This window comes from Paraburkholderia sp. MM5477-R1, assembly GCF_050436385.1.
GTDB classification, from domain to species: Bacteria; Pseudomonadota; Gammaproteobacteria; order Burkholderiales; family Burkholderiaceae; genus Paraburkholderia; species Paraburkholderia tuberum.
In genome coordinates this window covers 938515-964403 of sequence record NZ_JBNDMC010000006.1, presented here as the reverse complement: position 1 = coordinate 964403, position 25889 = coordinate 938515, and the positions used below count along the sequence as shown (strand labels likewise).

23 protein-coding genes and 2 pseudogenes are annotated in these 25889 nt (G+C 59.7%); 16 read left to right on the top strand and 9 right to left on the bottom strand.

Annotated features, from left to right (window positions below; genetic code table 11):
* The first annotated feature begins 103 nt into the window (after nt 1-103).
* On the top strand, nt 104-1054 hold the full coding sequence (locus OKW35_RS22780) for a LysR family transcriptional regulator (RefSeq protein WP_429402676.1): 951 nt from the start codon (nt 104-106) through the stop codon (nt 1052-1054).
* 212 nt (nt 1055-1266) lie between these two features.
* Here OKW35_RS22780 and OKW35_RS22775 read toward each other — a convergent pair whose 3' ends face one another.
* The gene (locus tag OKW35_RS22775; RefSeq protein ID WP_429553198.1) at nt 1267-2070 is read right to left on the bottom strand and encodes a transglutaminase-like domain-containing protein; all 804 of its coding nucleotides are present in this window, start codon (nt 2068-2070) and stop codon (nt 1267-1269) included.
* Nucleotides 2071-2112: 42 nt separating this feature from the next.
* Entirely contained in the window at nt 2113-2985 is an 873-nt protein-coding gene (locus OKW35_RS22770; RefSeq protein ID WP_429553197.1) for a transglutaminase family protein, read from the bottom strand.
* Nucleotides 2986-3674: 689 nt separating this feature from the next.
* Between OKW35_RS22770 and OKW35_RS22765 the strand changes: the two genes are divergently transcribed.
* Both OKW35_RS22765 and OKW35_RS22760 read left to right on the top strand, forming a co-directional pair.
* Nucleotides 3675-3962 (top strand): hypothetical protein, encoded by a 288-nt coding sequence (locus OKW35_RS22765; protein WP_429402678.1) that lies wholly within the window; start codon nt 3675-3677, stop codon nt 3960-3962.
* Nucleotides 3963-4191, top strand: a pseudogene (locus tag OKW35_RS22760) (DUF1488 domain-containing protein).
* Nucleotides 4192-4333: 142 nt separating this feature from the next.
* On the opposite strand, the gene OKW35_RS22755 reads toward OKW35_RS22760, so the two are convergent.
* Nucleotides 4334-4468 carry a hypothetical protein gene (locus tag OKW35_RS22755; protein WP_260335711.1) on the bottom strand — a complete coding sequence of 45 codons (135 nt, stop codon included), beginning with the start codon at nt 4466-4468 and terminating at the stop codon, nt 4334-4336.
* 110 nt (nt 4469-4578) lie between these two features.
* Here OKW35_RS22755 and OKW35_RS22750 point away from each other — a divergent pair.
* Nucleotides 4579-4762: pseudogene (locus OKW35_RS22750) on the top strand (EamA family transporter); the annotation flags it as partial.
* A gap of 237 nt (nt 4763-4999) precedes the next feature.
* Here the strand turns inward: OKW35_RS22750 and OKW35_RS22745 are convergent.
* From OKW35_RS22745 to OKW35_RS22735, 3 genes are all read right to left on the bottom strand, one after another.
* Entirely contained in the window at nt 5000-6850 is a 1851-nt protein-coding gene (locus OKW35_RS22745; RefSeq protein WP_429553196.1) for an FAD-binding protein, read from the bottom strand.
* A 316-nt stretch (nt 6851-7166) separates the two neighbouring features.
* Entirely contained in the window at nt 7167-7598 is a 432-nt protein-coding gene (locus tag OKW35_RS22740) for a hypothetical protein (RefSeq protein ID WP_429553195.1), read from the bottom strand.
* A 327-nt stretch (nt 7599-7925) separates the two neighbouring features.
* Nucleotides 7926-8288: an STAS/SEC14 domain-containing protein gene (locus tag OKW35_RS22735; protein WP_429553194.1), complete on the bottom strand. Its 363-nt coding sequence runs from the start codon at nt 8286-8288 to the stop codon at nt 7926-7928.
* 610 nt (nt 8289-8898) lie between these two features.
* Here OKW35_RS22735 and OKW35_RS22730 point away from each other — a divergent pair.
* The 4 genes from OKW35_RS22730 to OKW35_RS22715 all read left to right on the top strand — a co-directional run bounded on the left by OKW35_RS22730 (nt 8899) and on the right by OKW35_RS22715 (nt 12575).
* Entirely contained in the window at nt 8899-9075 is a 177-nt protein-coding gene (locus OKW35_RS22730; RefSeq protein WP_167368717.1) for a hypothetical protein, read from the top strand.
* 550 nt (nt 9076-9625) lie between these two features.
* Nucleotides 9626-10519 carry an MBL fold metallo-hydrolase gene (locus tag OKW35_RS22725; protein WP_429553193.1) on the top strand — a complete coding sequence of 298 codons (894 nt, stop codon included), beginning with the start codon at nt 9626-9628 and terminating at the stop codon, nt 10517-10519.
* A 26-nt stretch (nt 10520-10545) separates the two neighbouring features.
* Nucleotides 10546-11514: an alpha/beta hydrolase gene (locus OKW35_RS22720; RefSeq protein WP_429553192.1), complete on the top strand. Its 969-nt coding sequence runs from the start codon at nt 10546-10548 to the stop codon at nt 11512-11514.
* A gap of 155 nt (nt 11515-11669) precedes the next feature.
* Nucleotides 11670-12575: a LysR family transcriptional regulator gene (locus tag OKW35_RS22715; protein WP_429553191.1), complete on the top strand. Its 906-nt coding sequence runs from the start codon at nt 11670-11672 to the stop codon at nt 12573-12575.
* On the opposite strand, the gene OKW35_RS22710 is transcribed toward OKW35_RS22715, so the two are convergent.
* Nucleotides 12572-13720, bottom strand: coding sequence for a LysR substrate-binding domain-containing protein (locus OKW35_RS22710; protein ID WP_429553190.1), 1149 nt, complete (start codon nt 13718-13720; stop codon nt 12572-12574). The two genes, OKW35_RS22715 and OKW35_RS22710, sit on opposite strands and share 4 nt — an antisense overlap.
* On the opposite strand from OKW35_RS22710, the gene OKW35_RS22705 reads away from it, so the two are divergent.
* Together OKW35_RS22705 and OKW35_RS22700 are read left to right on the top strand one after the other, a co-directional pair.
* Nucleotides 13671-14639, top strand: a complete 969-nt coding sequence (locus OKW35_RS22705) for an SMP-30/gluconolactonase/LRE family protein (RefSeq protein WP_429553189.1) — start codon at nt 13671-13673, stop codon at nt 14637-14639. The two genes, OKW35_RS22710 and OKW35_RS22705, sit on opposite strands and share 50 nt — an antisense overlap.
* 24 nt (nt 14640-14663) lie before the next feature.
* A complete protein-coding gene (locus OKW35_RS22700; protein WP_429402685.1) occupies nt 14664-15335 on the top strand; it encodes a glutathione S-transferase family protein in 672 nt (223 codons plus the stop codon).
* 545 nt (nt 15336-15880) lie between these two features.
* On the opposite strand, the gene OKW35_RS22695 is transcribed toward OKW35_RS22700, so the two are convergent.
* Complete coding sequence (locus tag OKW35_RS22695) at nt 15881-17425, bottom strand: hypothetical protein (protein ID WP_429553188.1); 1545 nt, start codon at nt 17423-17425, stop codon at nt 15881-15883.
* A 277-nt stretch (nt 17426-17702) separates the two neighbouring features.
* Between OKW35_RS22695 and OKW35_RS22690 the strand changes: the two genes are divergently transcribed.
* From OKW35_RS22690 to OKW35_RS22665, 6 genes are all read left to right on the top strand, one after another.
* Nucleotides 17703-18878, top strand: coding sequence for an RES family NAD+ phosphorylase (locus tag OKW35_RS22690; protein WP_429553187.1), 1176 nt, complete (start codon nt 17703-17705; stop codon nt 18876-18878).
* Between the two features lie 505 nt (nt 18879-19383).
* On the top strand, nt 19384-20355 hold the full coding sequence (locus tag OKW35_RS22685) for an AraC family transcriptional regulator (protein ID WP_184061716.1): 972 nt from the start codon (nt 19384-19386) through the stop codon (nt 20353-20355).
* A gap of 582 nt (nt 20356-20937) precedes the next feature.
* Nucleotides 20938-21726, top strand: a complete 789-nt coding sequence (locus OKW35_RS22680) for an alpha/beta fold hydrolase (RefSeq protein ID WP_429552154.1) — start codon at nt 20938-20940, stop codon at nt 21724-21726.
* Nucleotides 21727-21948: 222 nt separating this feature from the next.
* Nucleotides 21949-22530: a carboxymuconolactone decarboxylase family protein gene (locus OKW35_RS22675; protein WP_184061717.1), complete on the top strand. Its 582-nt coding sequence runs from the start codon at nt 21949-21951 to the stop codon at nt 22528-22530.
* Between the two features lie 177 nt (nt 22531-22707).
* Complete coding sequence (locus OKW35_RS22670; protein WP_026225479.1) at nt 22708-23163, top strand: RidA family protein; 456 nt, start codon at nt 22708-22710, stop codon at nt 23161-23163.
* A gap of 295 nt (nt 23164-23458) precedes the next feature.
* Nucleotides 23459-23995 carry a hypothetical protein gene (locus OKW35_RS22665; RefSeq protein ID WP_260321228.1) on the top strand — a complete coding sequence of 179 codons (537 nt, stop codon included), beginning with the start codon at nt 23459-23461 and terminating at the stop codon, nt 23993-23995.
* Nucleotides 23996-25151: 1156 nt separating this feature from the next.
* On the opposite strand, the gene OKW35_RS22660 is transcribed toward OKW35_RS22665, so the two are convergent.
* The gene (locus tag OKW35_RS22660; protein ID WP_429402672.1) at nt 25152-25874 is read right to left on the bottom strand and encodes an OmpA family protein; all 723 of its coding nucleotides are present in this window, start codon (nt 25872-25874) and stop codon (nt 25152-25154) included.
* Nucleotides 25875-25889: the final 15 nt, after the last annotated feature.

Below are 25889 nucleotides of genomic sequence, written 5' to 3'. Positions count from 1 at the left end.
GATGCGCCGCGTCTCCTGAAGCCATATTGGTATCGGGACGCATGAGAAGCAATTGACATTTTTTGCCAGGCGAATAACTATTGGTTATTCGCTGAGGTAGAGCATGGATCCGATCGAACGTTTCTTTCAGGCCGGGCTGAAACTCAGTCATCTGCGTCTTCTGACGCTGTTCGACAGCCTCGGGCAGATCCGACTCGTGGCGGAAAAGCTCAACGTCACACAGCCTGCCGTGTCCAAGCAGCTCGCTGAACTGGAGGCCGGGCTGGGCGTACCTGTACTGAGGCGCACCGGAAACCGGCTCTATTTCACTGCCGTCGGCGAGACGTTAATGAAGCGCGCAAGAGAGGTGTTTCATCAGCTCGAACAGGCTCGCTACGAAGTCGACGCGCTGACGAGCGGCCTTTCCGGAAAGATCTCGGTCGGCGCGGTGGCGACGGTCATGCCCGTTTTTGCGCCCGAACTCGTCCTGGAACTGAAGAAGCGCGCGCCGCACGTCAACGTATCCTTCTATGAAGCCACCAGCGACAGACTTTTCCCAATGCTTGCCACCGGGGCGCTTGACTTTGTCCTGAGCCGGACCGCGCCACCGCAGACCCATGCGTCCGAATTCGAGTCGCGAGCTATCGTTGAGGATCCGATTGTCGTCGTCTGTGGACGTGATCATCCGCTTGCCGCCCGGCGCACCGTCAGCGCGTCGGACCTGGCCGGCCTGCCCTGGATACTGCCGCCGCGGGAGGCGCCGACCTTTCTTGCACTGGAAAGCTGGTTGCGAGGGTCAGGACTGACATTCCCCGACGGTTGCGTGCAGTCGATTTCCCTACAGGCCAACGAAGCGATGCTGGCGAGTTATCCGTTCCTCGCCCTGATGCCGCTCACCGTCGCGCGGCGTGGCGCGAATCGCGCCGCACTGTCCATCCTTCCGCTGCCGGGCGCGCGTTTCCTCGAGACTGTTCAGCTGTTTTACAACGACGCGTCAGCAAATCCGGTGATACCGGCGGCGCTGAGCTGCGTTGCAAGTGTGGAAGAGCGACTATCGAACTCACTACACGCATGAAAAGAATAGCGGCCGGCCGCGGCGTGAATGCAGCGGACCGTCGATGGTTGATTGGGCTTTCACCTGGCGCGAGCGGCCGGTGTAGGCCCGCTAGCTGACCCACCGGTGTCCTCATGCAAAGACCGCAGTTGGCCGACCGCTGCCTGATGCATCTGATGCATCCCGACCCAAACCCGTCCCCTACGACACCACCAACGAATGACCACTCGTCATCATTCAGGCGCGCAGTGGACGTCGAATTTGATGAGCTTCGTCGGACCGAATGTGTTGCTGATCGCAACGTCGGCGGCATCGCGGCCGCACGCCATCAGCACACGACCGATACGCGGCACGTTGTTGCGCGGATCGAAGGTCCGCCAGGAGCCGCCCACATAGGCTTCGAACCATGCCGCGAAATCCATCGTGCTCCACGGCGGCGGCACACCGACGTCACTGATGTAGCCCGTGCAGTAGCGAGCCGGAATATTCATCGCGCGGCATAGCGCCACGGCCAGATGAGCGAAGTCGCGACACACGCCCTTGCGTTCCTGCCACGCCTGAAACGCGGTCTTGGTCGGCCGTGCAAATTCGTATCCGAACGTGACATGGCGATGCACGTAGTCGCAAATCGCCTGCACCCGGTGGCGGCCCGGAGGCGTATTGGAAAACAGTTTCCAGGCAATGTCGGACAGCAGATCGGTTTCGCAATAGCGGCTGCCGAGCAGGAACACCAGACATTCATCCGGAAGCGTTTCGACGGCATGCTGATAGTCGAACGGCTCGCGCGTCTCGGGTTGATCGGAGACGTTGAGCAGCGCGGTGGTGGAGACCGAAATCAGCCCCTGCGGCGCGACGATGCGGCTGCACAGATTGCCGAAGCTATCGCGATACTGGGTGATCGCCACCGGCGGATCGACCACCAGCAGATCGGCAGACAGGACATCCTGCACGCGGGAAAAATGCGTGTTCAACATCAACATCATTGGTGTCGGCTGCGCGCACTCGTAGATCAGTTCATAGCCCACGCGAAGTTTCATCTGACCATCCTTCCATTGATAAAGTCGTAACGCGCTGAGCGCTCAGGCGTCTTCGGTCACGCTCACGTCGACCTCAAGACTGCGGAACGAATGCATCGCGCCGTGCCATGTGCCCCAGAGCGGCAGCGCCTGATCGTAATTCCACGCTACCGCCACACGAATCAGATGCCGGTTGCCGACGATGCTGTTGGTCGGATCGAAATCGACCCAGCCTGCACCGGGAAGATAGATCTGCAGCCATGCGTGGGTCGCGCCGCCGCCCAGGGTGGTGTCGTGGTCCGGCACGAAGATATAGCCGCTGACAAACCGGGCCGCGAGGCCAAGCGAGCGGACGGCATCCATCATCAGCACCGCGAAATCGCGGCAACTGCCGCTGCGCAGGCGTAGCGTGTCGGCAGGACGATTGACGCCCTTCTCGACGCGCCGCACGTACATGAAGTTGTTCTTGATCTCGAGCGTCATGCTGCGCAACAACGTCATCGTGCCCGTCGTGCCGCCGGGGTCGATAAAGCGTCGCGCCCACAGGTCGACATCGTCGTTCGGAAACTGTCGGCTTCGCGCGTTCACCAGATCAGAGGCTTCCTCGCTCGTATACGCGAAGGGCCAGGTCGACGCATAGGCTTCCAGCGAATAGTCAGGCAGCGGCGCCTCGTAATGTTCGAGCGTCACCTCGCTTCTGAAGAGCAGCTCGGATGCTTCGACCGAAAACGTGGCGACTGCGACCGAGTTGTCGAAGACATCGTGCAACCAATACAGCCGTTCAGGTGTGGGCGTGATCAGCAACTGCGCGGTGAGAAGCCGCAGATCATGACTCGCACGCGGGCGGAACATCATGCGATGCTCGCCGAAGCGCACTGGCTCCCAGTAGTGGTAGACGCTCTGGTGCCGCACGGTTAGACGTTGCGGCGCGCTCATTGCGTTTCGCCGCGAACAAACTTGCTCACCATTTCGCCCCCAAAAGGAAAGCCCACCGCGACAGCACGAACCGGGGCGGCAATCGGTCACGACTCAGACACGCGCTGAAAACGATCAGCAATGAGAGGCAACAAGGTGCAGCCCGAATTGCAATGACGCTCTTTCTACCGGGCCGCTGCTACACCTTCGTCGAAAGTGCGCACAAGCAAAGTGAAACGACGGCGCGTCACATGCGCGTGTCGGTTACTTCTTCGTCACGCCGCTCGACACAGGAGTCTTCGGGGTAGACGTCTTGAACAGACCTGCTCCGGGAGATGGTAACTTTTTAGGTTGTTTAGGCTTCTTTGCCTCGCGATTACTACGCAGTTGACCTTTTGCCATTGCGCTCCCCATTTAGGTGCCCACGGAAGGGTCCGCTCTGCGACTCATTCTGGGCGCATTTTTAATTACTGTCGCGATCTATTTAAAAGACCCGATCACACACCTTAAGGGGTAAGTGCACAAGTTTACTGATAGTGCGTGCTCTCTTCATGCACCCAGCCGCCGGTTTGCCGATTGTTCTTGCTTTGTCGCGCCATGCGGCGCACTCTCGGATAGCCAACTTGAGTGCGCAAGCGGCTTTCATCGACTCGCCACTCGTGTCCGGCTCGCCAGTACCGGCGGGAATACGCGTTGAATCTCGCACGCGAATGAGCATTGCGACCTTGATGTGGCGCGTCGCCGTGCTCAAGCGTGCTTTCTGGCCTCAGGCCACTGCCTTGAAGTTGCACGCTCTTTTTGCAGGCGTTCAGATGCTGAAGCGAACCCCAATGAGCCCGATCATGTCGGGCAGACCGGAAGACTATGTGGCGACCCAGAAAGCTCGCGTCGAAGCCTTGCGGCAGGCGGAGTCCGACCGCGCCCAGAAGCGGCTCGACGATGATGCTCGCATCGATATCAACGCCGCGAAGTGGCGCTACGTCTCTTCGAGAGATTAGATGGCAAAAAGCAAGATCGTGCTCAGCTTCCCAAATCCCAGTCGCTCTTACGACACCTCCCAGGCATCGTGTATGTTTCTGGGGCTACGACAATTCTCGCGAGATCGCGTTTCTCGTCGATGGTCAAATGCTGACGAAGCTCAACCCCGGAATCCGTAGCGAGGAAACCGACCTGCTCGCGGCGTTCGATCGTAATCGCGACCGGATACTGGAACTGGCCAAAACGTGATATAAGGGTGGCCCGCAGATCAGGTAGACGATCTCCTGAATCGAAGATTCGGGCGCGATCACTTTTTAGTTGCGGGGATGCGAGGCGCGAGCAGGGTTCGAACACGCAGCCAATATTACTCGGCCCGAACGCCCCTATACGTTCAATATGAAGCAGGCAGCAGATCGCCCAGCGCCTGATACACTGCTTCACGAAAAAGCGCAACCGCTGAAGACTGGCCAAACTCCACGGTGCGATCGACAATCTTGCCTGTCGCCTGATCCGGGCCGAGCGACACTCGCGATGTCGTGAACAATACATAGGCGGTCGGCGCCCTGGGGTAAAAAGCTCACCTGAGTAGCAGTCCCGCAACGCGGCCGCGACGTGGAAGCGGTGTTCGGAGCGACCTGGCTACATTTGCGGGAGCGCCACGAGCACGCTCACACGCACGAGACACCGGAACCAAACCACCGAGGTCGCCATGACGAGCACCATCAGCACGTTCATGACTTCCCGTGGGACGGGCAGGAACCACATACCCCCACATAAGCGTGAACCCGTAACACACAAGCATCGCCACCATCGTCATTGACTTCGCGTGATTTCAATGTCCGCAGCAGCGCGATTATCGGTCGCTCACTCTATCGCTTTGATCGACTCCTAATGGCCGGGTCCTGCCCGATGCGGTCGGCGGGAGTCGACCGGATATAGCCTTTCAACATTCACGTTAGCGGCCTGTCATGACCGAATGGTGCTGGGAAGCCTCAATACGAGATTTCGAAATGTGATTTCCGCTGAACCATATGTGCGAGTTCGAAGGTCGAGTCGTTCAGACGATTTTCGTGAAACCGTCGGCGCTCCAGCGTTCGCTCCCTACGCCGTGATGAACGAAGAACAAACCATCGGGATCATACTGATCCTTAATGGCGAGCAGCCTGCTGTAATTTGAGCCCCAGAAGGACCGCTGCCAGTCCGCGTCGAAAAAATTGCTTTCCGCCACGTAGGAACCGGCGTCTGGAACCAGCTTGCGCACCTCGGCCATTGCACGTCCGATGGCCTGCCGGTCCCGGCGCGCCAGCGCGGTGTCGGGCTCGTGGCCCTGAATGCCCGGATACGCGGGCGGCCCCTCCGCCCCGGCGATAAGCAACGCGAAGGCGTCCAGCGCGGCCGGGTTCGTGGCGGTGTTTCTCGCGGCAGCGACAGCCTCCGCCGGTGCACCCGCCAAGCCCTTGTTGACGTGCAGCGACACGCTCCATTGACGGGTCGCCGCAAACAGCGTGTCGGCCAGGGTTTGACGCCGGTCATCTTGCAGCAAGGCCGCGGGGAGCCACGCGGACTCGTAGCCGTGTAGCACTTGTCCCGCCTCTCCGCGATTACCCGACCAAAAGATATTCTCGTCGGGTGCGCCCGGCCGGTCGTCGGTGCTGATGAAGCCGAGGAGCTTCTTGAACAGGGTTGGAGCCCAGAAACTGCGGGCCGAGATGGCGACAATCTTCAGTGGCGAGAACTCGACCTTGAAATCGTCCGGGAACGCGGCAAGCGTATCCATGAACGGCTGCCAGATCGCTTGCGCTTCACTGCGACTGAGCCCCTGGAACACCATCGAGATAGTGAGGACGTTGTCGCGGCGAAATCTGATCTGTTCGCCCCAGTGCGGGTTCATCAGGTTCTGATTATAGAAGTCGATGATCACGCCAATCAGCCGGCGAAACGCAGATGTCGATGTCGCCTTGATCGTCATGTTCACCGCGCCGAAAGTCTCGGGCAATTCGTGAACCCGCAGCGTCAGCCGGGTGACCACGCCCAGGCTCCCGCCGCCGCCTTTCAGCGCCCAGAATAGATCGGGATTCGTGCAGGCATTGGCGATCCGGACCGCGCCATCTGCCGTCACAACTTCCGCTTCGAGCAGGCTTCCCGCGGCCAGTCCGTAGGCCTTGGAAAAGCTGCCGAACCCGCCGCTTTGGATCAGGCCAGCCACGCCGACCGTCATGCAGCCGCCACCTTGCACGTAACCGCCCGCCTTGGTAGTGACCGCATCGTAGACGTGCGCCCAGAGCGCGCCGGCACCGGCCGTGACCGCCCTCACCGGTGCCGCATGTCCCTCGCATCCTGTGCCGACAAACGCGTCCTGCACGGTGATGTTGTTCATTTTTCGCGTCCAGACCAGCAGAGAGTCCGGCGCATTCGATGTGCCTTGATAGCTGTGGCCGCCGCCCTTCACCACGAGGCGGAGATTGTTCCGACGTGCGAAGTTAACGGCGACGACGACGTCATCCGTGTTGCGGGCAGCCACCGCGTAGACGCTGGGTGTCGATGTCCACGCGTCAACCCAGCCGAGGGTTTGCGTTAGACCCACCTCGTCGCCGAGAAAATAGGGGTTCTTGAGCTCCCTGAATAGTTGCCTGCAGTCGTCACTATCGGGCGCGTTCAGGCAAGCCACCAGGGGCGATTGCACTTTCACCAGTGCATTGCCGACCTGCTGGCTGAGTTCGTTCCAATGCGCCTCGGACGGCCAGCCTGGATCGCCCGGACGCACGCGAGTGAACGCTCCGGATACCGCCGCTTGCGCCGAAGCGAGCATCTGTTTCCGGGCACTATGCAAAAATGTGATTCCGACCGCAGATTGCAAAATACGTCGTCTTTTCGAGGACGTGGTTTTGTTTGAAGGTTTCATCGGCATGCGTGAAATCTCAATATGGTTGCAACCCGGATGACTGAGAAACCGGCGGAACTCTTCGAATAATGGGGTGACCGGAAGACGTGCATCAAGCGTTCGAAGTCCGCCAACCGTGCACCGCAAATCGTTAGCCCCCAGCCCACCGCCGGACAGATTTTCAACGACTTAGCCTTCGGGGTCGATTGGCCGAAACCTGTCCCACGACGACGCGCTGAGCTCGACCCGCAAGAGGTTAAGGCAACTTGGAAAATGGCAACGACGTGCGCGGCGAGGCGACGTATGTCATCGCTGGCTCGCGTGTTGGGGGGTGTGCGCGTAATCAATGGTACGTCGTCGTAGACGACTGCAGCTTCGTCAGCACGCCGCGTTTGAACTGGAACCAGCCTTGCGAGCTTTGCATCACGACTTCATCGCCTTGCCAGAACACGCGCTTGACCGTCATGCGCTTACCCGAGCGTTGCACAAGCGGCGGATGGTGGCGAAAGTCGTACAGCACCGGGCCGGAATCAGTCTGCACGAGCGTGCGCGTGACGCTGTCATTTGCATTGCCTACGTCGTCGAAATGCGTGAGCATGCTCGCGCTAAAGCGATGGAAAATTTCCTTGTCGAGCATCCCCACGAAATCGCCGTCGACGCGCACGAATTGCAAGTTACCCGAGGGCGTGACGAGCGGGCCAGACGCGTTGCTTTGCGCATGAACGCAAGTCACGAAAGAGGTGGCTGCGAGCCCAGCGAGGAACAGTCGTCTCATGTTTTCCTTTTAGATTCAGCGGCGTCTCCGACGACGGAGCACGACCCGCAATCTTTCCTTGGGAACATTGTCGTCAATTTTGGCCGAGACGTCGAAGGTCTTTAACTGGCCGACCTCTGCCAGATGACGCCACGGGCCTGAATTCGCGAGCTGCGTCTCGCGCGAAAGGCCGAGGCCGACCGCTTGAGACACTCGTGACTGACAGCAATAGGGAATCGAAAATGGTGCAATGAGGTTGTTCCGGCAAATTCATCTTCCGTAGAAACGCCTTGTAGCGCAGATGGATTTCAGATTTTTAGCAGCGGATGTTATTCATCGACTAACTCGCTAGGAGTCCGTGATCCAGCGTCTCGCGGTAGGTAATTCAGCAAGCGAGAACAAGCGGACATCGCCATGAAAAAAGGGTTTTAGCATACCAACCATAACCCGTAGCCATGCGAGATCCGTAACCACTGCGATGTGGCTGAAATCGTGCCAGTGCCTCAGCCCGAACGCGCCGTCATCCCAAAGCGCTCCAACCTCAAATCCCGTGAACTCTTTCCCGACGACATAGAGCATCTTGATCGGCCCCTTGCCCATCATCGCCTCAGCCTTGGGTATGAGTGTACTTTTGTAGTCGTCGTGCGTAACCTTGCCCGTGGCTTCGATCGCGAGCACATCTTGCGGTAACCCATCGATGAATTTGAACATCGCCGTCCCCCATTGGTTCTCCGCAGTGCAATTCGGTGCCTGCGGCCGCGATGATGCGTTCCTATTGTAGGCTCATGAGCGACCGCTTCGGGTAACAGTTCTCGCAGGGTCAGTGACCGCTCATGGCCGGCCGACAAGAGGCGGACACGAATGCGCAGCCGGCAACCTGCGTCCACCGCTTAGCGTGCTTTATTGTCGGAAGGAATTATGAAGCCGCCCCTTCATGCGCGGCCGGGGTGCCGGAGCCGGTTCGGCATCAGCCAACTGTTCCAGCAGGCTCGCGATGTCGTGATCGATGGCCGAAAGGATGCGTTGCTTGGGGTGCCCGTCGAGATTCGGTTTTTGTCGCCCCGACGGCATGCCGTGTCCCGCCCCACCCGGGAAGGGACGCACGAGTCCCGATTGGATTGAAGGTTAGAATCCCGCGCGTGTGCGCCGCGCGCTCGAATAATTACCTGTGGGCACACACCGGAACGAGCGCATGGCAATCGTCAAGGGCACGCCCGGGTTCGCCGAGCGCCGGGTCGCGGACTTCGACTACAGCATGTTCAGGAAGGCGACATAACCGCCGTGCCGTTTCGGACTAGAATCCTCTGAGGAGGAGTCAGTGATGTCAGCTCTCAAGCGCATCGATCCGGGCCATTCCGCTTATCAGGCCGCGCTGAACAGGACGACCCGCTACCCTGCGGAGCACGTCACATTGACGGCTAGCTCAAGGAAGAGGCTGCGCCCCTGTGTGCCTCATCGAAAGGTCGGGCGCGGCAAGGTCGGCATCGGCGGCAAGTAGGCATCCGCAACCCTTGTATGGCGTCGGGCTTTAGAAGGTGGCTTGACGTGAATTGGCTGTCCGGCGCGAGCACGGATGAGACGTGGTTCGTGACCGACAATCTTGCGATATAGGTAGCCTGCCCCGCATTCGGTGATACTGGTCACAGCTGGGCAGGTACCTGCCAGCAGAGGCGGGACAGGTCGTCCAGAAGCGGCGTTTCGAATGTCGCTGATCGACCCGAAGCCGTCTTTCGGTCGCTCTAATTTGAATGACCGCTACACGTCGACAACGCGCCACCTAACACCTACAAAAAAACAGCGGCGGCGGGTCCGCGTCATTCATGACAATCCGGGCCGCCATACCCGGAAAGCCGGAAAAGCTGTCACTGCAGTCCATCAGCCTGCGCCGTTGCACCCTAAGCGGCCATCCAGTCTAGGCGTCACAACGTTCGTTTTTCCGCAACCATGCTTTCGCCCAGCCCGGCTTCTTCTAGACGGCGGGAAGCACGACTATACGTCCACGCCTCGACACATCGTCGCGGCCTCTTCCAAAAGGACGAGCAATCAAAGTGGACACCATTCATCGATATCGGATCGGCAGTGCGACCGTGACACGGGTCGCCGAGCTCGCTCTTCCTGAGATTCCTTCGGCCTACCTGTTTCCCGACCGGGATCGCACGATCCTTGCCAACGATCCGCCGCCATGGATCGGCCGCGAGAACGTCTCGCAAGACGGTGAAACGCTCGCGTTGAGCGTGCATAGCTGGATCGTGCAGACGGAGGGCAAAACCGTCCTGATCGACACGGGTGCCGGCAACGGCAAGCATCGACCACTGAACCCCGTGTTCAATCAACTCGATACGCCGTACCTCCAGCGCCTTGCCGCAGCCGGCGTTCAGCCGGCCGACGTCGACTTCGTGCTGATCACGCATCTGCACGTCGATCACGTCGGCTGGAACACGGTGCGCAAAGGTGACGCGTGGCGCCCGACATTTGCCAATGCGACCTACGTGTTCTCGGGTGCCGAGTACCGTTTCTATGCCGACGAAGTGCACGTGCAGACACCGAGCGTCGGCGTATTCGAGGACAGCGTGCAGCCGATTATCGATGCGGGCCAGGCCCTGTTGATCGACGCACAAAGCCAGCCCACGCTCGAAGGCCTGGAGGGGTTCACGTTCTATCAAACCAAAGGCCACAGCTTCGACCATCTGTCGTTCGGCTTCACTTCTGAAGGGCAGCATGCGCTGTTTTCAGGCGACGTCATGCATCACCCGATTCAGATAGCCAAGCCCGAGTGGAACTCGACTTTCTGCGAGTTTCCCGACGATGCCGAGCGCTCGCGGCTCTGGGCGCTGAACCACGCCGCAGACCGGCACTCGCTGTTCTTCAGCAGTCATTTCCCTGGAACGTCCGTGGGCGTCGTCGAAAGGCAGGCCGGCGGTTTCGCCTGGCTGCCCCGCTAAACCTCTCCACCAAGAGAGCAAACATCATGGCAACGCAAGCACCGATTGAATCCCGCGACTTCATGATCCCGAGCGATACGCCCGAGATCGAGCTTCACATCCGCAACAAGCGGCCGGCAGGCCGCACCGACTTTGGCGAAGCACGCACCGTGATGTTGATGCACGGCGCCACCTACGGATCCGGCAGCCTTTACGACACGCCGATCGGCGGTTATTCGTTTATGGACTACCTCGCTCGCGCTGGCTTCGATGTTTACGCCGTGGATGTGCGCGGCTATGGTGAGTCGACACGACCACCGCAAATGAGTGTCGCCGCTGCGCAGAGCGAGCCGCTGGGGCGGACCGAATCCGGCGTGCGCGACTTCACGAGCGCCGTGAACTTCGTGCTGCGCACTTCAGGAATCGCGCGTATCAATGTGATCGGAATGTCCTGGGGCGGCAGCGTGACTGGTGCCTTCACGGCCCGCAACGGTCACAAGGTTCGCAGGCTCGGGCTCGTTGCACCACAGTGGGTCAGCGACAAGCCAATCCCACTTGACGCAGGTGGCCCGCTGGGTGGTTACCGGGTGGTGCGCGCGGTTGATGCGCGCGAGCGCTGGGTCAATGCCGCCCCCGAGTGGAAGCGCAACACACTGATACCGGACGGCGGCTTCGAAGCATGGCTCGACAATACGGTTCGCACCGAGCCCGACGAGGCGTTGCGCAAGAACCAGTCGATCCGTGTCGCGAACGGGCCGATTCAGGACATTCGCGAGTACTGGGGAGCAGGTAAGGCGTTTTATGACCCGGGCCAGATCGAAGTGCCGGTCCTGCTGATTCATGGAGAATGGGATGTCGACGTGCCGCTCGCGCTTGCGCAGGATTACTTCACGCAACTGAGCGGGTCGCCGGACAAGCGTTGGCTCGAACTGGGCGAAGCAACCCACATGCTCATGCTCGAAAAGAACAGGGGGCACGCATATCAGGCATTGGTCAGCTTCCTGAGCGAGGCTTGATGGCGGCGCAAGCCTACCGGCGACCGACTCTACGACACGCTTTCAGCGCCGGCGCCGTGCGAGAATGCCGCAGCACATCGCATGCATCCTCGCACGACGCAAATATCTGTATCGACCCGCGACCCGCATGCATCCCAATCTGACAGGACTGATGCATGGATAAGCTGGCCGCGATGCAGACCTTCGTTCGTGTCGTCGACTCGGGCACTTTTACGCGTGCTGCAGACCTCATGAATGTGCCCAAATCGTCCGTCACCCGCCTCATACAGGAACTCGAAAAAGAACTGGGGGTGAGGCTACTGCACCGTACAAGTCGTCAACTCACGCTGACGCAGGAAGGCCAGATCTATTATGAGGGCTCGATTCGCGTGCTTGACGAGGTTGGCTCGCTGGATGGCAGCGTCCTGAGCGCAATCCGTTCGCCGAAGGGGAAAATCAGGGTGGAACTGCCCGGCTCGTTGGCGTACCAATTGGTCGTCCCGGCCATGCCGGACTTCTTTGCGCGCTATCCCGATGTCCAGGTCGAGCTGAGCGTCGGTAACCGGTCGGTTGATCTCATCGCCGAAAACCTTGACTGTGTTCTGCGTCTCGGGCCATTACTCAGCGACTCGCTGATCGCGCGCTCGGCCGGTACGCTGCCGCTCGTGACGTGCGCGTCGCCTGCCTACATTCAGCGCCACGGGCTACCCCGCGAGCCCGCGGACCTCATGCAAGGCCATACGATCGTCCGCATGAATTCGCCGCGCTCGGGGCGAGACTTCGTCTTCCAGCTCCATCGGGACGAACAGCTCTTCGAAATCCACGGCAATCATCGGTTAAGCGTCAACGACTCGTGCGCCGCGCTAGCGGCTGGACTTGCAGGGCTCGGCGTACTCACCACCTATGCGTTCCTCGTCACCCCGCACCTTCGCTCTGGTGAACTCGTGCGCCTCTTTCCCGATTGGCGCGGCGATGACATCGCTGTGCATGTTGCCTATCCGGCCAATCGGCATCTCGCCTCCAAGGTGCGCGTATTCGTCGAATGGGCGATCGAACTTCTCAGGGCAAGCGAACCCGCCTAACTCTTCGCGTCGTTCCGCTTCGCGCGGCGTCGGCCTGACGAACCCGTGGTCGGCTGCATCCGATCCCAATACGGCGGATCGCCGATGTGCTCACGCACGTGCTCAACGAACAGACGCGCGCGGGTCACGTTGGAGCGTCCGGGCAGGCGCACCGCATGAATCGCCGATGCCCCCTTTCCCGGGCTGCCGTCATTCTCGGGAAAGAGCGACACGAGTCTGCCATCACGCAGACAATCGCCTACCAGCCAGCTCGCCAAATGAACGATGCCCAAGCCCGCAACCGCCGCGTCGACCAAGGTCTCGGTATCATCGCATTGAAATCGCCCGTTGACCTGCAACGGTGCGCCCCGGTTGAGCCCCGGGAAGGTCCACCAGCCCGGCGGAGTCGGCTTCGACGAGACCGTCAGGCATTCATGTTCCAACAACTGCTCTCGCGTTTCCGGCTGGCCCGCCCGCGCCAGATACGAAGGTGCGGCGCATACCAGTCGTCGCACCGGCGCAAGACGCGTCGCAATCAGATCGCCACTCAGATCGCGTCCGATCCGAATCGCCAGATCGATGCGTTCGACCGAAAGATCCGTCAACCGATCGCTCAGATGCAGGTCGACCTGCATCCGCGGAAATTTCTCGAGAAAGGTATGCACCGCCGGTGCGATATGGCGCCTGCCAAACGATGCCGGCGCGGTGATCGTCAACAGGCCGCGCGGCTCCTGATCCCGACTCGATAGCTCATCGCGTGCCTCCGTCAGTTCCCCTAGTACGTTGCGCGCAGTACCGAGAAAGTGCTGCCCGTCATCGGTCAAGACCAGCTTGCGGTTGCCACGCAGGAACAGCGCGCAGCCTAGTTCCTCTTCCAGCCCGTCGATCCGGCGCGTGATCGACGACACCGCCACATCGAGCGCGCGCGCGGCCAGCGAGAAATTGCCGGCTTCGACGACCGCAACAAATACCTCCAGATCCTTGAGCATTGCCGCCTCGCATTTTGCGTTTATTGCAAACGTAGGTTGCATTGGCGCTAATTGTTTAGGGAATACAGCAAAGGCACAATCCCTCCCGTCACATCGTCGGCCTGGTGCCGAAAACAGGAGAACCTCTATGACAACGCCAAAACATCGCAAGCGTCCAGCACAACTTATCAGTGGCATGACGCTCGCGGCTGCCTTGCTCGCACCGAATCTCTCCAGCGCGGCAGACATCACGTTCACGGCCCCGCAGGCCTTTCCGGAGAGCATCACCTGGTCGGCCCGTCAACATGTTTTCATGGTGGGCTCGGTGCGGCACGGTACCGTGGGCAAGATCACGCCCGATGGTCACTACTCGGAATTCATCCATGACGACCGTCTGATCTCGACGCTGGGTCTGTTCGTCGATGATCGCCGCAACACGCTTTGGGTCACCAACTCGGACCCGGGTGTCGGCGAGCACACCAATGCGGCCACGAAGGGCAAACTTGCGGCCATCGCGACTTACGACGCGACTACCGGTGAGCCACGCGCCTACTACGATCTGTCGTCGATCAATCCGGGTGCGCATCTGGCCAACGATCTGGCGGTCGACGCCGATGGCAACGTCTATGTGACCGACAGCTTTGCACCGATCGTCTACCGCATCGACACGCGTGGGCAGATGTCGGCATGGGCCCGGGATCCGCGTTTTCACACCGGCGAGGGCTTCAACCTGAACGGGATCGCAATGCACCCGGACCGCTATCTGATCATCGGCAACTACAACTCTGGCGCGCTATTCAAGATCGATATTCATGAACCGTCGAGGATCGAGCAGATCACGTTGCCCGAAGCACTGAAAGGCGCGGACGGATTCGATCTGGTGGATTCGCAGCACCTGGTCGTGGTGCAGAACGAGGGCATCGATCGCACGGTCGAACTCGTCTCCACCGACGGCTGGCGAACCGCCACCATTGAGCGTGTACAGAAGAGCGAGCGCTCGATGCCGACTGCGGCCGTGACGGAAAACGGCAAGACGTACGTGCTCAATTCGCGAATCGACACGCTGTTCAAGCCGGGCTCGCCGCAGATCGATCAATTCGTTTTGCAGCAATTCTGAATAATTCGATCCAAAGGAAACACTATGCCGACACTTTATTTTCATCCCACGCCGAACGGCAGCAAGGTCGCCCTGATGCTCGAGGAGCTGCAGCTGCCGTTCGATATCGAGGTCGTCGATATTTTCCGCGGCGAGCAGCATCAGCCGGAATTTCTTGAGATCAATCCGAACGGCAAGGTGCCGGCCCTGGTCGATGACGGCATCACGGTGTTCGATTCGCACGCGATTCTGCTGCATCTGGCAGAAAAGCACGGTGCATTCATGCCGACGGATCCGGCCGGGCGTGCGGCCGCACTGTCCTGGCTGCAGCTCGTCGCGACGGGGCTGTCGCCGTTCAGCGGCCAGGCCGTGCACTTTCTGCACTACGCGCCGGAACCGCTGCCTTATGCCCGCAATCGCTACTTCAAGGAGGTCGAGCGGCACTACCGCGTGTTCGATCAGCGTCTGGCGAAAGTGCCTTACCTGGCCGGCAGCACATACTCGATTGCCGATATCGCGCTGTGGGGCTGGGCCTGTTCGGCAGGCTACATCTTTGGCGAGCGTGGATTGACCGACTATCCGCACGTGCAGCGCCTGGTCGATGAGATCTCTGCACGTCCGGCGGCGGCGCGGGTCATCGCACTGAAGCAACGCATGACCCTCAGCACCGAGATGAACGAGGGTGCCCGTCGCGCCTTGTTCCCGCAAAACCAGTAACGACCGACTGGACCGTCGCGCAGCGTCGGGTCTGGATTGCTGCGCGACGCGGTTGGCGTGAGCGCCGAGAACGGTGGGCTTTGATGCTTCGAAGGTAGATTGGATGCAGAAGAAATCGAGACGTCGAAGGTCGGTTGGCCGACACTGAGCGGCCGTTCGAGCGTCCGTGTGCGTTCGCAAGCGAGTGTCGGAAACTGGCCGCCTGCTGCCTTCTCGCGCTCAAGGCAGGACCGCGTCGCCACCGAGGATCTGCATCAAGGTCTTGGCGTTGCGCTGCCCTTGGTCCTCCCAATTGTTGTTCTCTACACCGACAAGCGTTACCGGCGACAACGCAGGACCGTGGACGACCCTGAGGCGACATCCAGGGCGCTGAATTGCTCGCCGCATAGCCGACATTTGCGAGGTGGAAGCTCAGCGTCGGTCGATGAGTCGATGAAGCGAAGAATGCGCTTGTTGTTTTAGCTGAACTGACATCGCGCGCACTACTTGCCCGCCAACTTGGCGCTCGCCGCGGCTAACCAGCCACACCCCTCTCGAAGCCCTGCCTAGCGTGGCTTTTTCCGTTCTCGCCGCGCTTCTTTATCCGCTTGGCGCCGCGCGGCCCTGTTCATTGGCATGCCTCCCTCGCCAAGGTAGCTTGGTGGGGATTCGACGAACCGGAACGGGCCAGCAAATTCGGGCTCGGTGTGCCGAAACAGCTTCATTTCGGTCTTCGGTCGCAGAATGTCGAGTTCGTCCGCTTGCTTACGCCATCCCTTGAGTTCCTCGTCCGACATCTCAGACAGGTCGACGTGCATGAAATCTTGGGACGCCGTTCCCTCTGAGAACGGCTCACTGGCCACCCCGATGGCCTCCTCCAGCGTTGGCATTCCGTGTTTGACGGCGTGGCAGTAGACCATGAGGGTGTGCATCCGCCGGTGCCGGTAAGTCGTGTCGTAGTCCTCGCCTTCTGTCCTCGGGATGGTGAGGAAAACAAAGGCTTGGTCGGGTGGACGGCCGGTCATCTTGATGCGGGCGAACATGCGGCCCGGGTCGCTGCGGTGCATCGCAACCTGAAGGTCCGTAGACAGGCTGCGCCGGGCGAGACGCGGTTGGGCGGCGAGGGCTCGAACGATGCGCTCGTGATTAACGCCGTCCATGGTCGGCTGCCAGGGCACGGTGATGGCTTTGCCCGAGCGGATGAACCCGCTCTGGTGTTCGATGAGCGCATCCCACATGTAGCTGATTTCGTTCGCCTTTTGCTTGGCCTTCCATTGGGGACTTGCTCGATACACTCCCCAGTCGCCCTCGGGAAGAGCGACGAAGTTGACGCCATTCGGTGTCTTGGGGAACACATGCTCCTCGTCGCGCATCGTGGACATATATCGAGCGAGTAGCTCCTCCTCGCCCGGTACGGAGACGATGACACCCGGCTGCTGCATGAACTCTTCTTTCTTCTCCAGGTATCCAACCAAGTCGGGCACCGTGTCGAGCTCCTCGAGCAGCAGGTCAACCGTCATCTCGTCAAGGACGTGGACAAAGCGGCGGCTCTCCAAGGGGAAGCCGATGTGGAAGGGCGTTTGTGCGTGAGCGGCCTTGCCCACCAGCTCGTTGAGCAGCATGACGCTCCCTGAACTTCCGCCACCGAAGAACTGTCGCGCGGGGAAGTGCGACCCTCGTGTCACAGCGATGAGGTAGTAGCGCGCTACGCTGGCGTCGGGGAGCTCGATGGGCAGCGGTGACTGACAGGCCTTGTCCAAGAAGATTCGCTTCGGGAATGCCTTGATGAATTTCTCGGCTCCCGCGAGTTGCTTGGCCGACTTGTCGATTGCGCTTCGGTACCACCGGGGCCAGGCGACCGCCACATCCACGTTGCTCCGGTAGGCGCAATCTTTGTCTGAGAACAGCAGCACGTCGTTTCCGAAAACAACCAACAGGTCGCAGAGCTCCTTGCCATCCCCTTTGCCATTGACCCGTCCCTCGTCCGTGAAGACGTCCGGATAGCTCCATAGGGTCAGGAACGCTTTGCGCGCGAGGCTGGCGAGCGCCCGCTCTGACGGCGTCGTTCCGTCTGCCGAAGCTGCCTTTTCCCAAGCTGTCTCTTCTGTCATCGCGTCCTCGCTGGTCCCACCCTTCGCCGCACGCTTACGTTGCCCGCGCGTCGCTTGCCCCTCAAGCGGTCATTGGCGAGTGACTGGTTGTGGCCGGTCCCTGTCTGATGCGCCGAACGCGTGTCGCGTAAGACGCCGCGTCAAAAACTCGCTGAGACCACGCCAAGACTGCATCGCGCGACTGTCGGTGCCCAAATCTTTGGGAGCACCGCGGTGCCTCCACGGCCTTTTCTGTACGTCCGGTAATGTAAGCTTCCCTGACCTTCGCGAGGCCAATATGCACCTGACCAGTTTCCTCTGGAATTATGCGATTAACGATGACGAGTGGGTCGGGTTGCTGTTTTTCGGGCCCCTAGCCGATCATGGGCCGTTTCAAGCCGCCAGAATCCGTCGAAGTACTCTCAAGCAGGTCATCAATCACGTCGCAAATAAGCGAGAACTCGGCTGGGTGCTTGCAGACGAAGCAAACCGAATTATTGGAGGTAACGACGTCGATGACATCGTCATCGAGGATGTCGATCATATTATGTCGCGCGCGCCCAGCCCCAAATTTAGTCTATCCCGCGCAAGCCTCGATTCTGCAATTGCTCGGCTCGACGCGATGGATTTAGCGACAGTGGACTTCCAGCATGTGCTCAAAGAAGTTAACGGGATGCTGAGAGGCGCGGGAACAATCACAATGGCCCCGCCTGGAAGCATAGGGTACTTTAGGGCGCGCCGTAATCCGCCGCGCCGGCCGAGATACGTTGCGGACCTATTCGCACCACCAGCGAAATTCATCACCAAATTTCAGCGCTGCAACGCCCCCGGCGTGTCGATGCTTTACTGTTGTGACAATGTGCAGGCTGCGCTTGGAGAGGTGCGCGCAGAAGTGGGCGAGACTGTGTATCTTTCGGTATGGGAAGTTCGCCGGCCATTTCACACTTTCTCCATGCCACCGGGACGGGCGCCGACGCAAGACGTGGAGACATTCGAGATACTCGCGTCGTACATCGACCGCAAATTCACAGAGCCTATCGGTGAAGCGCAATCGTCCCGTTACAAAATTACTGCAGCATTCGCAACTCTTTACGCGCATGGGCGGATCGACCCCGACAATCCTCACCTCACACACCCTCTGGCAGGTGTCTATTATCGATCAGTAGCTGATCCGCGCGCTGAAAACCTAGCCATAGAGGCAAAACAGGCGGCTCGTTGCATGAGGTTTCACGCTGGGTTCGAACTAAAAATCACGGGCGAGTCAGCAGCCGGCGCCTTCACCTTCGAGCTTTCTGCCGCCGCTAAACGACCCATCGACTACGGTGCTGACCCTCTTCAACACGTGATTTGGTGGAGCCAGGACGATGAACTGGAACGTGGGAAGCAGATTCTTTCGTGGTACCTAGCGCGACCGGTAGTTACCTACTATGGTGAGGAACGATTTATGTTTCCGGATCTGTTTGACGAGGATTGACGTCATAGGTAGGACGCAGGTAGTCGTCGACCTAGGTAACTGATGCGCCCGCCATCTATGTCGCGAAGTCGTGGCCCGCGCCGGCCTTGTCGCACCGGAGCGCGCAAGAACCTGTGGGAAGAGCAAATGCCTGTCTGATGAGACGTGAGAATGAGATTGTCGTCGATTCTGACGTCTGAGTCGAACGTCGCAAAATGGCCGAGAGCACCAGTTCAATGAAGGTCCTGTAGAGCGACCGTTGAAAATCGTCGACGGCCGCTTTCGGGCGGCTTCTGTGGATGAGTACTGTCGGCCAGCAGCGGCCATTTGTGAGAAAAGCTCGAATGGCTGAAGACAAGCTGAGATCGGACAACCCGCCCCGCGTGGCGTTCGTTCCGCCGAAGATATGTCCGCATACCAGAAGCGGCACGGTACGATGGTGGCCCTGAGGCAACCGTCAGTCTCTTGACCTCGCATACATCGTTGATGGGCGCAGCCCTGTGAATATGCCCCAGAGGAGTAGCCCATGCCGTCCGAGCACGCCGATGTCTTGTCACAGGTACTCAGGCTGATTCGCCTTCGCGGAGATCATGTTTTCCACGGCGAGCTGGGCAGTTCCACCGAAGTGATTTTTCCGCCAGGGCCGGCAACGTTTTTGCATCTGCGTGCCGGCGAACTGTCGGTGTCTCAACGCAATGGCCCCTCCGTGACGCTGCGGTCAGGCGACTTCGTTCTTTTGCCACATGCGGACGGACATACGATTCGAAGCAAGCCGGGCCGGAAAGCACATCAACGCTTCGAGGCGGCGGTGGACTTTACCCCCAGCAGAGATGCTCAGACGTTCAAATGGGCGGCTGATGACGGCATGGCAGGATCCTTTCTCGCAGGATCATTCTATTTTGACGGGGCGCCGTTACGCTCTTTGCTCACCGGGCTTCCCGGTCTGATTCATCTGACATGCGACAAAGTCAGCGAGCCCCCTTGGCTGGCCTCTATCTCGCATTTCCTTGACGTGGAATCGCGTAGCGCCGGCCCAGGGTCATCGCTGATGATCTCGCGGCTTATTGATCTACTCGTTATCCGCACCTTGCGGATGTGGGTCAGCCAGCAAGGCGATCGGCTCGGCTGGCTGTCCGGACTTAGCGACGAACGCGTAGGCCGTGCGTTGAACGCAATGCATCTGGAACCTGACCGTGCATGGACGGTCTCGGCCCTCGCCGAGACGGCGATGATGTCGCGATCGACGTTCTCGGATCGCTTCACGGCGGTGGTGGGACTTCCACCGTTGCGTTACCTGACACGCTGGAGATTGACAATCGCAGCAGACTTGCTAAGCGGAGGGACCCTGAAGGTGACCGAAGTGGCCCACGGTGCCGGCTATGGTTCGGAGGCTGCCTTCAGTCGCGCCTTCAAGGAGGAGTTTGGCTATCCACCGCGTGACGCGCATCGAATCGCACAGACCGGGGCCTTTGTCGCGCGAAGTGCGGAACTCCTTTGAGAGTCCTCTTTACACCGTTGGCTTGATTCGTCAGTTGAAACTGTCATTGCGGCGGTTTCCTTTCAATGGCATCGCGTCGGTCCCCAGGCGGCGCCGATCTGCTCGCTTGTCCGAGTGCGTCGATCGTACGATGGATCATGCAAATCAGACGCCGAGATATGGTCAGTCTCGAATACATTCTTTAGAGTGGATAGCCAAGGTCCTCCGGTATCTGAATAGGAGGAAAGGCTCTCACGCACTATGGTTCGGATCTCTCATGCTCAGGCAGCTCAGACGGTTTGCGATAACACTTCTCGTTGCAGCACCCACGCTTCCGTCATGCGTCTGGATCGGAAGCTGGAGCGGAGCCGCTAGCTTCACCGTCGTATAGGCGGCATGAAGACCGGGCATGCCGCGATGCATAAGTAACGTCGGCTGATCTCGGGCAATTCGTCGATCTGGTGCCGTTCAGTTCCGCCCCAACATAATAGAGTTCTGGATTCCTAAACGGAATCGAGAGATCGAGGCATGCCCACGGATCTTTCAAATGCAGGTTTCAATTCACGACATCGGCACCGATGTCTCTTCAAGGAAGCAATGTAGATGAAACTCATCCTCGCTGTTCTCGCCATGTCAGCATTCGCCTTTGGTACCGGTGCGATGGCTGCGGAAAAGCCCCCCATCGTTCTGGTCCACGGCGCTTTCGAAGACGCCCAGGTCTGGGGTTATGTCACATCCAGGCTTCAAACCGACGGCTTTAAGGTGGTGGCTGTTGATCTGCCAGGGCGTCCGGGCGCGCCAGCCACACCGGACAAAGTCAGCCTTGACCTCTATCGCGACACCGTGGTCGCAGCGCTGAACAAGTCCCATCGCCCGGCCGTCGTGGTCGGTCACAGCTTCGGCGGCATCGTCATCGCCGACGCCGCGGAAACGGCACCGAAGAAGATCAAGACTTTGGTCTTTGTTGCTGCCTACCTGCCGCAAGACGGCGACTCGCTCGTTTCAATGGCCAGTAAGGATGCCGACGCCAAGATCGGCCCGCACCTGCAGATCGATAAGGAAAAGGGCATTGCCTCCATCGAATATCCGGCACGTGCCGATCTGTTTGCCAATGGAGGTCCTGACAAACTACGCGAGGCAATCGCGGATCTGATCCTGGATGAACCCGTCGGCCCGCTGGCTACGCCTGTACACGTGACTTCCCCCAACTTTGGTCAGGTCGACAAGGTCTATATCCACACAGCCATGGACCAGGTCATCAGCCCCTCGTTCCAGGCCGAGATGGTTGCCGCCACCCCCGTGAGAGCCGAGTACTCCCTGCCGACCGGTCATACGCCGTTCCTCATCGATCCCGACGGTCTGGCAAAGGCGATCGAGGCCGCTGCGAAATAGGCGGCTTACGGTCGGTCCGGGGAAGCGAAGGCGGGAGGCTTCGTCATCCCGCGCTTTGCCTTCGAGTGTGTTGCTCTGTGCAGAGGGCTGCGGTATCCGGGCTTCCGCGCATCGTCCTGCAGGCCGCTCTTCGATGGTCTGTGCCGGGATGCTCTTTCCAATAGAAGCATACGCGTCCGTTGTCTTCGACAATTTCTCGTGTTTTCAAAAGGCAGAACCGATATGTCCCGTCTTCAGATACCCGCCACGATCGCAGATGCACCAGCTGCTTCTCAGCCCTTCCTGGAGGCCGTCAACAAGAAACTGGGTGTTGTACCGAATCTGTTTCGTCTGATAGCCAACAGCCCCGCGGCGCTAGAGGGGTACCTCGGTCTGGCCGGAGCCTTGGCAAAAGGCGCACTTCCAGCACAAACCGGCGAACGTATAGCTCTCGCCGTCGCCGAAATCAACGGCTGCGACTATTGCATGTCGGCGCACAGCTATTTAGGAAAGAACGTGGCGAAGCTTGACGATGCGGAAATGTCCGCCAATCGAAATGGCGGCTCGAATGAACCAAAGGCTGCCCCTGCCGTGCAGTTCGCCGCGAAGGTCGCGCACGAACGTGGCCGCGTATCCGACGAAGATCTGCGCGTCCTCAAGGAGGCCGGCTACACTGATGCGCAGATCGTCGAGATTGTCGTGCACATCGCACTGAGCGTCTTGACGAACTACGCCAACGTCGTTGCAAACACGGAGATTGACTTTCCCGTAGTGCGTACATATCAGGGCCTGAACAACGGGACTCGCACGCTTCTTGATACGTGATGCGTTGACCGAACTGATCGATTGCGTCAATGCATCGTAACCAGGACAAGCATCCGCGAGCGTATCGAGCCTCAACCGACGAACGTCGTTCGGTGTATCGGACGGTTGAGCTCACTGCATCGCGCTAATTTCATCAGGCCAAGTCCATTTCCTTTTCACGTTACGTTGAGCCCGAACATGAACGTATCCGAACGCCTCGCGCAAGCGGGCCTAAAATTGCCATCGCCCATCAACCCACTTGGGTCCTATCGAACGGTTTCCGTTTCGGGGAATCAACTGTATGTATCGGGGCTCGGCCCTTTCGAGGATGGCAAGCCAATCGTCGGAATGGTCGCCCGCGATATTTCTCTGGAAAAGGCTCAAGACGCGGCGCGCCTAACGATGCTCATGATCTTGGCCTGTGTCGAACAGGCCTGCGGACTCGACAACGTCCGGCGATGCAGCCGGCTAACAGTTTACGTGCGTACAGCACAGTCGTTCACCCAGCATCCGCAAGTGGCCAATGGCGCCAGTGATCTGTTGCTGACCCTGTTTGGGCAAGACAATCTGCCGGCTCGAAGCGCGCTGGGAGTGCATTCGTTGCCGATGGGCATCCCGGTTGAGATTGACAGTATCTTTGAGTTGAAGGGGTGACGGGCATGGCTCGACGCCGCGCACATACGAGCGCAATGACGCGAAATCCGCATCCCCAGCGGGAGGAGTTAAGCGCACGCCAGAAAACGGACGTAGCGAATTTAAAGATTTCCGATCAGCCGATCGAATATGCTGGGCCTTGTGTCCCGAGGTGGTCGTCCAACTCTACGACGCGATGCTCGCACTCTACCCCGACCACGCTAATCCGGGCTCGCTCTGGGGCGCGGCGAACTCCGCCAGGAAGGCCGCGTAGGATTGCTCCGCACCACAACGAAGCTATGGAATCCCCAAAGGAATGCTGACCATGCACAGGACGTTATTGGCCGCTGCCACCACCTTGACCGTCTCCGCCGGATCTCTCGCGGCTGCTCCTGCCGCTTACAAGGAGCCGCTGGACGCTCAGGCCTTGAACACGATCAAATCAGAGTTCGGCGAGCTCATGGAATTAGCCAACCGGCACGATTTCAAGGCTCTGCACGAGATGTTCTGGCAATCCCCCTCGGCCCTTCTCGTTGCCAAAAGCGCAATTCCCTCCGAGGGGAACTGGGCAGGCTTCTGGGGCAACGAGGCAATCGATCGGAAGCTGCACGACATCGGCACCTCCGGCCCGGTCGTCCTCCGACCGGATTACTCAAAGCTCAAGGTCGTCGGCTTGACGCCGGACGTAGCGCAATCCTACGCGCCGGTGAACATCACGGTCTCGTATGCAGGGCAGGACGGAACTCCCAAGCCGTTTCTGATGATCATCAACTGGATAAAGGTCGGGAAGGACTGGAAGGTTGCTTCTGAGATCATCCTGCCCGTACCTCCTGCACCCGTCGCAAAGGGTTAGGCCTTCGCGTGCCGGTGTGCGGAATCCAGACTGAGACCTGGCTGCTGGCAGCAGGTCTCGCTCTATTTGACGTCCGTGAGCTGCAGTATCGAGCGACGGCTCAACTCCGATACCCGCCGTTGCACCTCTGACCGCTCGACTGTCAGCAATGGGGTCGCAAGTACTCGTTCACTCCAACGATATCTGACATTCGCATTAACGACGGAGCGAACGGCGGCAATGCGCCTATGAACTGCCTCACAGCGGCCGACACTCCAACGGCCGCAATGGCCGAATTGTGCGGGTAGCTCGTCCGTCAGGTTCCGGAGTAATGCGGCCGCTCCAACGGCAGATTTCCCGGCTCGCTGAACGGCAAGTTGTGGCCGAGAGCACCAGTTCAATGAAGGTCCTGTAGAGCGACCGTTGAAAATCGTCGACGGCCGCTTTCGGGCGGCTTCTGTGGATGAGTACTGTCGGCCCTGAAGCGTCATTCGCTCGCGCCGTCGCTCAGACATTCAGGCGTCGGGTCCACTCAGGAACCGGCCATTCAAATCGCAATGTTGAAGTGTTGCTTGTCGGGCATTGCGGACGTTCGTCGTTCGGGCGCCGTGCGGCGGCTGAAGGTTACTTTGCTGCCGCTGGCAATCAAGGGCCAACGAAGGTCGGCTGCGACAGTATCCGAGTGAGTCGTACCGTCCGATGCTGTTGAAAAAGTCGCTGCGCGGCGTTTCCCATCTGCCACCGAAAAAATCGACCTCGCAGATCGGCCTACAAACCGCTCGAGAACATCAGTCAAGGGTAAGAAGACCCTTGCACCCTCGCGAGAAAGACGGTCAGCGACTTTTCCAACAACACCGACCTGAAGCTGACCGTCGAAATACTTGGAGCCTAACCTGCGGACCGACAGTTCGCTTCCGGTTGCAGACTCAGCCAGTGCTCGATTTCCTCCGACGCTGCGATCAGATCGTCGCAGGCTAGATGCTGCGGCATGCACAGGAACGAAGGGTCACGGACGACCATGGTGACGGGCATGTGCAGGATGGCTTGCGACGTCGCGCACACTGCTGCGAGACGTGCGCGCAAGCTTGACGCATGCGCACCCTGGCGGGGCCACGCGTGCACGCCGCAGCGCCGACGTTCGCTCGGTCATTGCGAGTCCGTTCGGCGCTGGGCCATCTCACTGCGCCCGAACTTCGATGGAGACCCGCCGGTCCGGTTGCAGGCAAGCGATGAGCGACTTGCTGCCGCCGTCCGGACATTGCGTTGTCGAATCGCGGGAGCCCACGCCGGTTGCATGAATCAACTCACCGTTCAGTCCATGATCGATCATGTACTCCCTCACTGTCTGGGCGCGCGCGAGGGACAACGGGTAGTTGACCGCTTCGGGCCCAAGACGGTCGGTGTGACCTACGACCGAAATGGACTGAACGCCGCGACTCTGCCTGATACGCGTAGTGACCTGGTCAAGAGCGGCCGCTCCGCCCGGTAAGATCGAAGCGCGGCTTGACTGCCCGAAAGCAAACAGGGCATCGCTTCGCAGCACGAACTCATCGACCGTTTGCGCCGCAGGTGCGACCGGCTGCGAGCCCGTTGAAGCCGGGGTATCCGGCGCGTCACCACACGCGAATGTCAGTCGTCGCGTGACATCGGTCTGGTCATTGTCCGGCAGCAGGCGCCCGACTTTCTGCACCGGGCGAACCGGTTCGCCGTGGCAGATCCGCTCGGCTACCTTCATGCAGGTAGCCGGTCCTTCGAACAGCCCGTGACATTCCACCTGATGAAGCGTGGAACCGTCGGCGGCTGTAACCGTATAAGCATTAAACGTAGGCCCCGAGGCACTCGAACATCCGGCGAGCAACGCGAGGCTCAGAGATAAACTCCATCCAGAAAGCTGATTCATTATGTTCTCCGTACT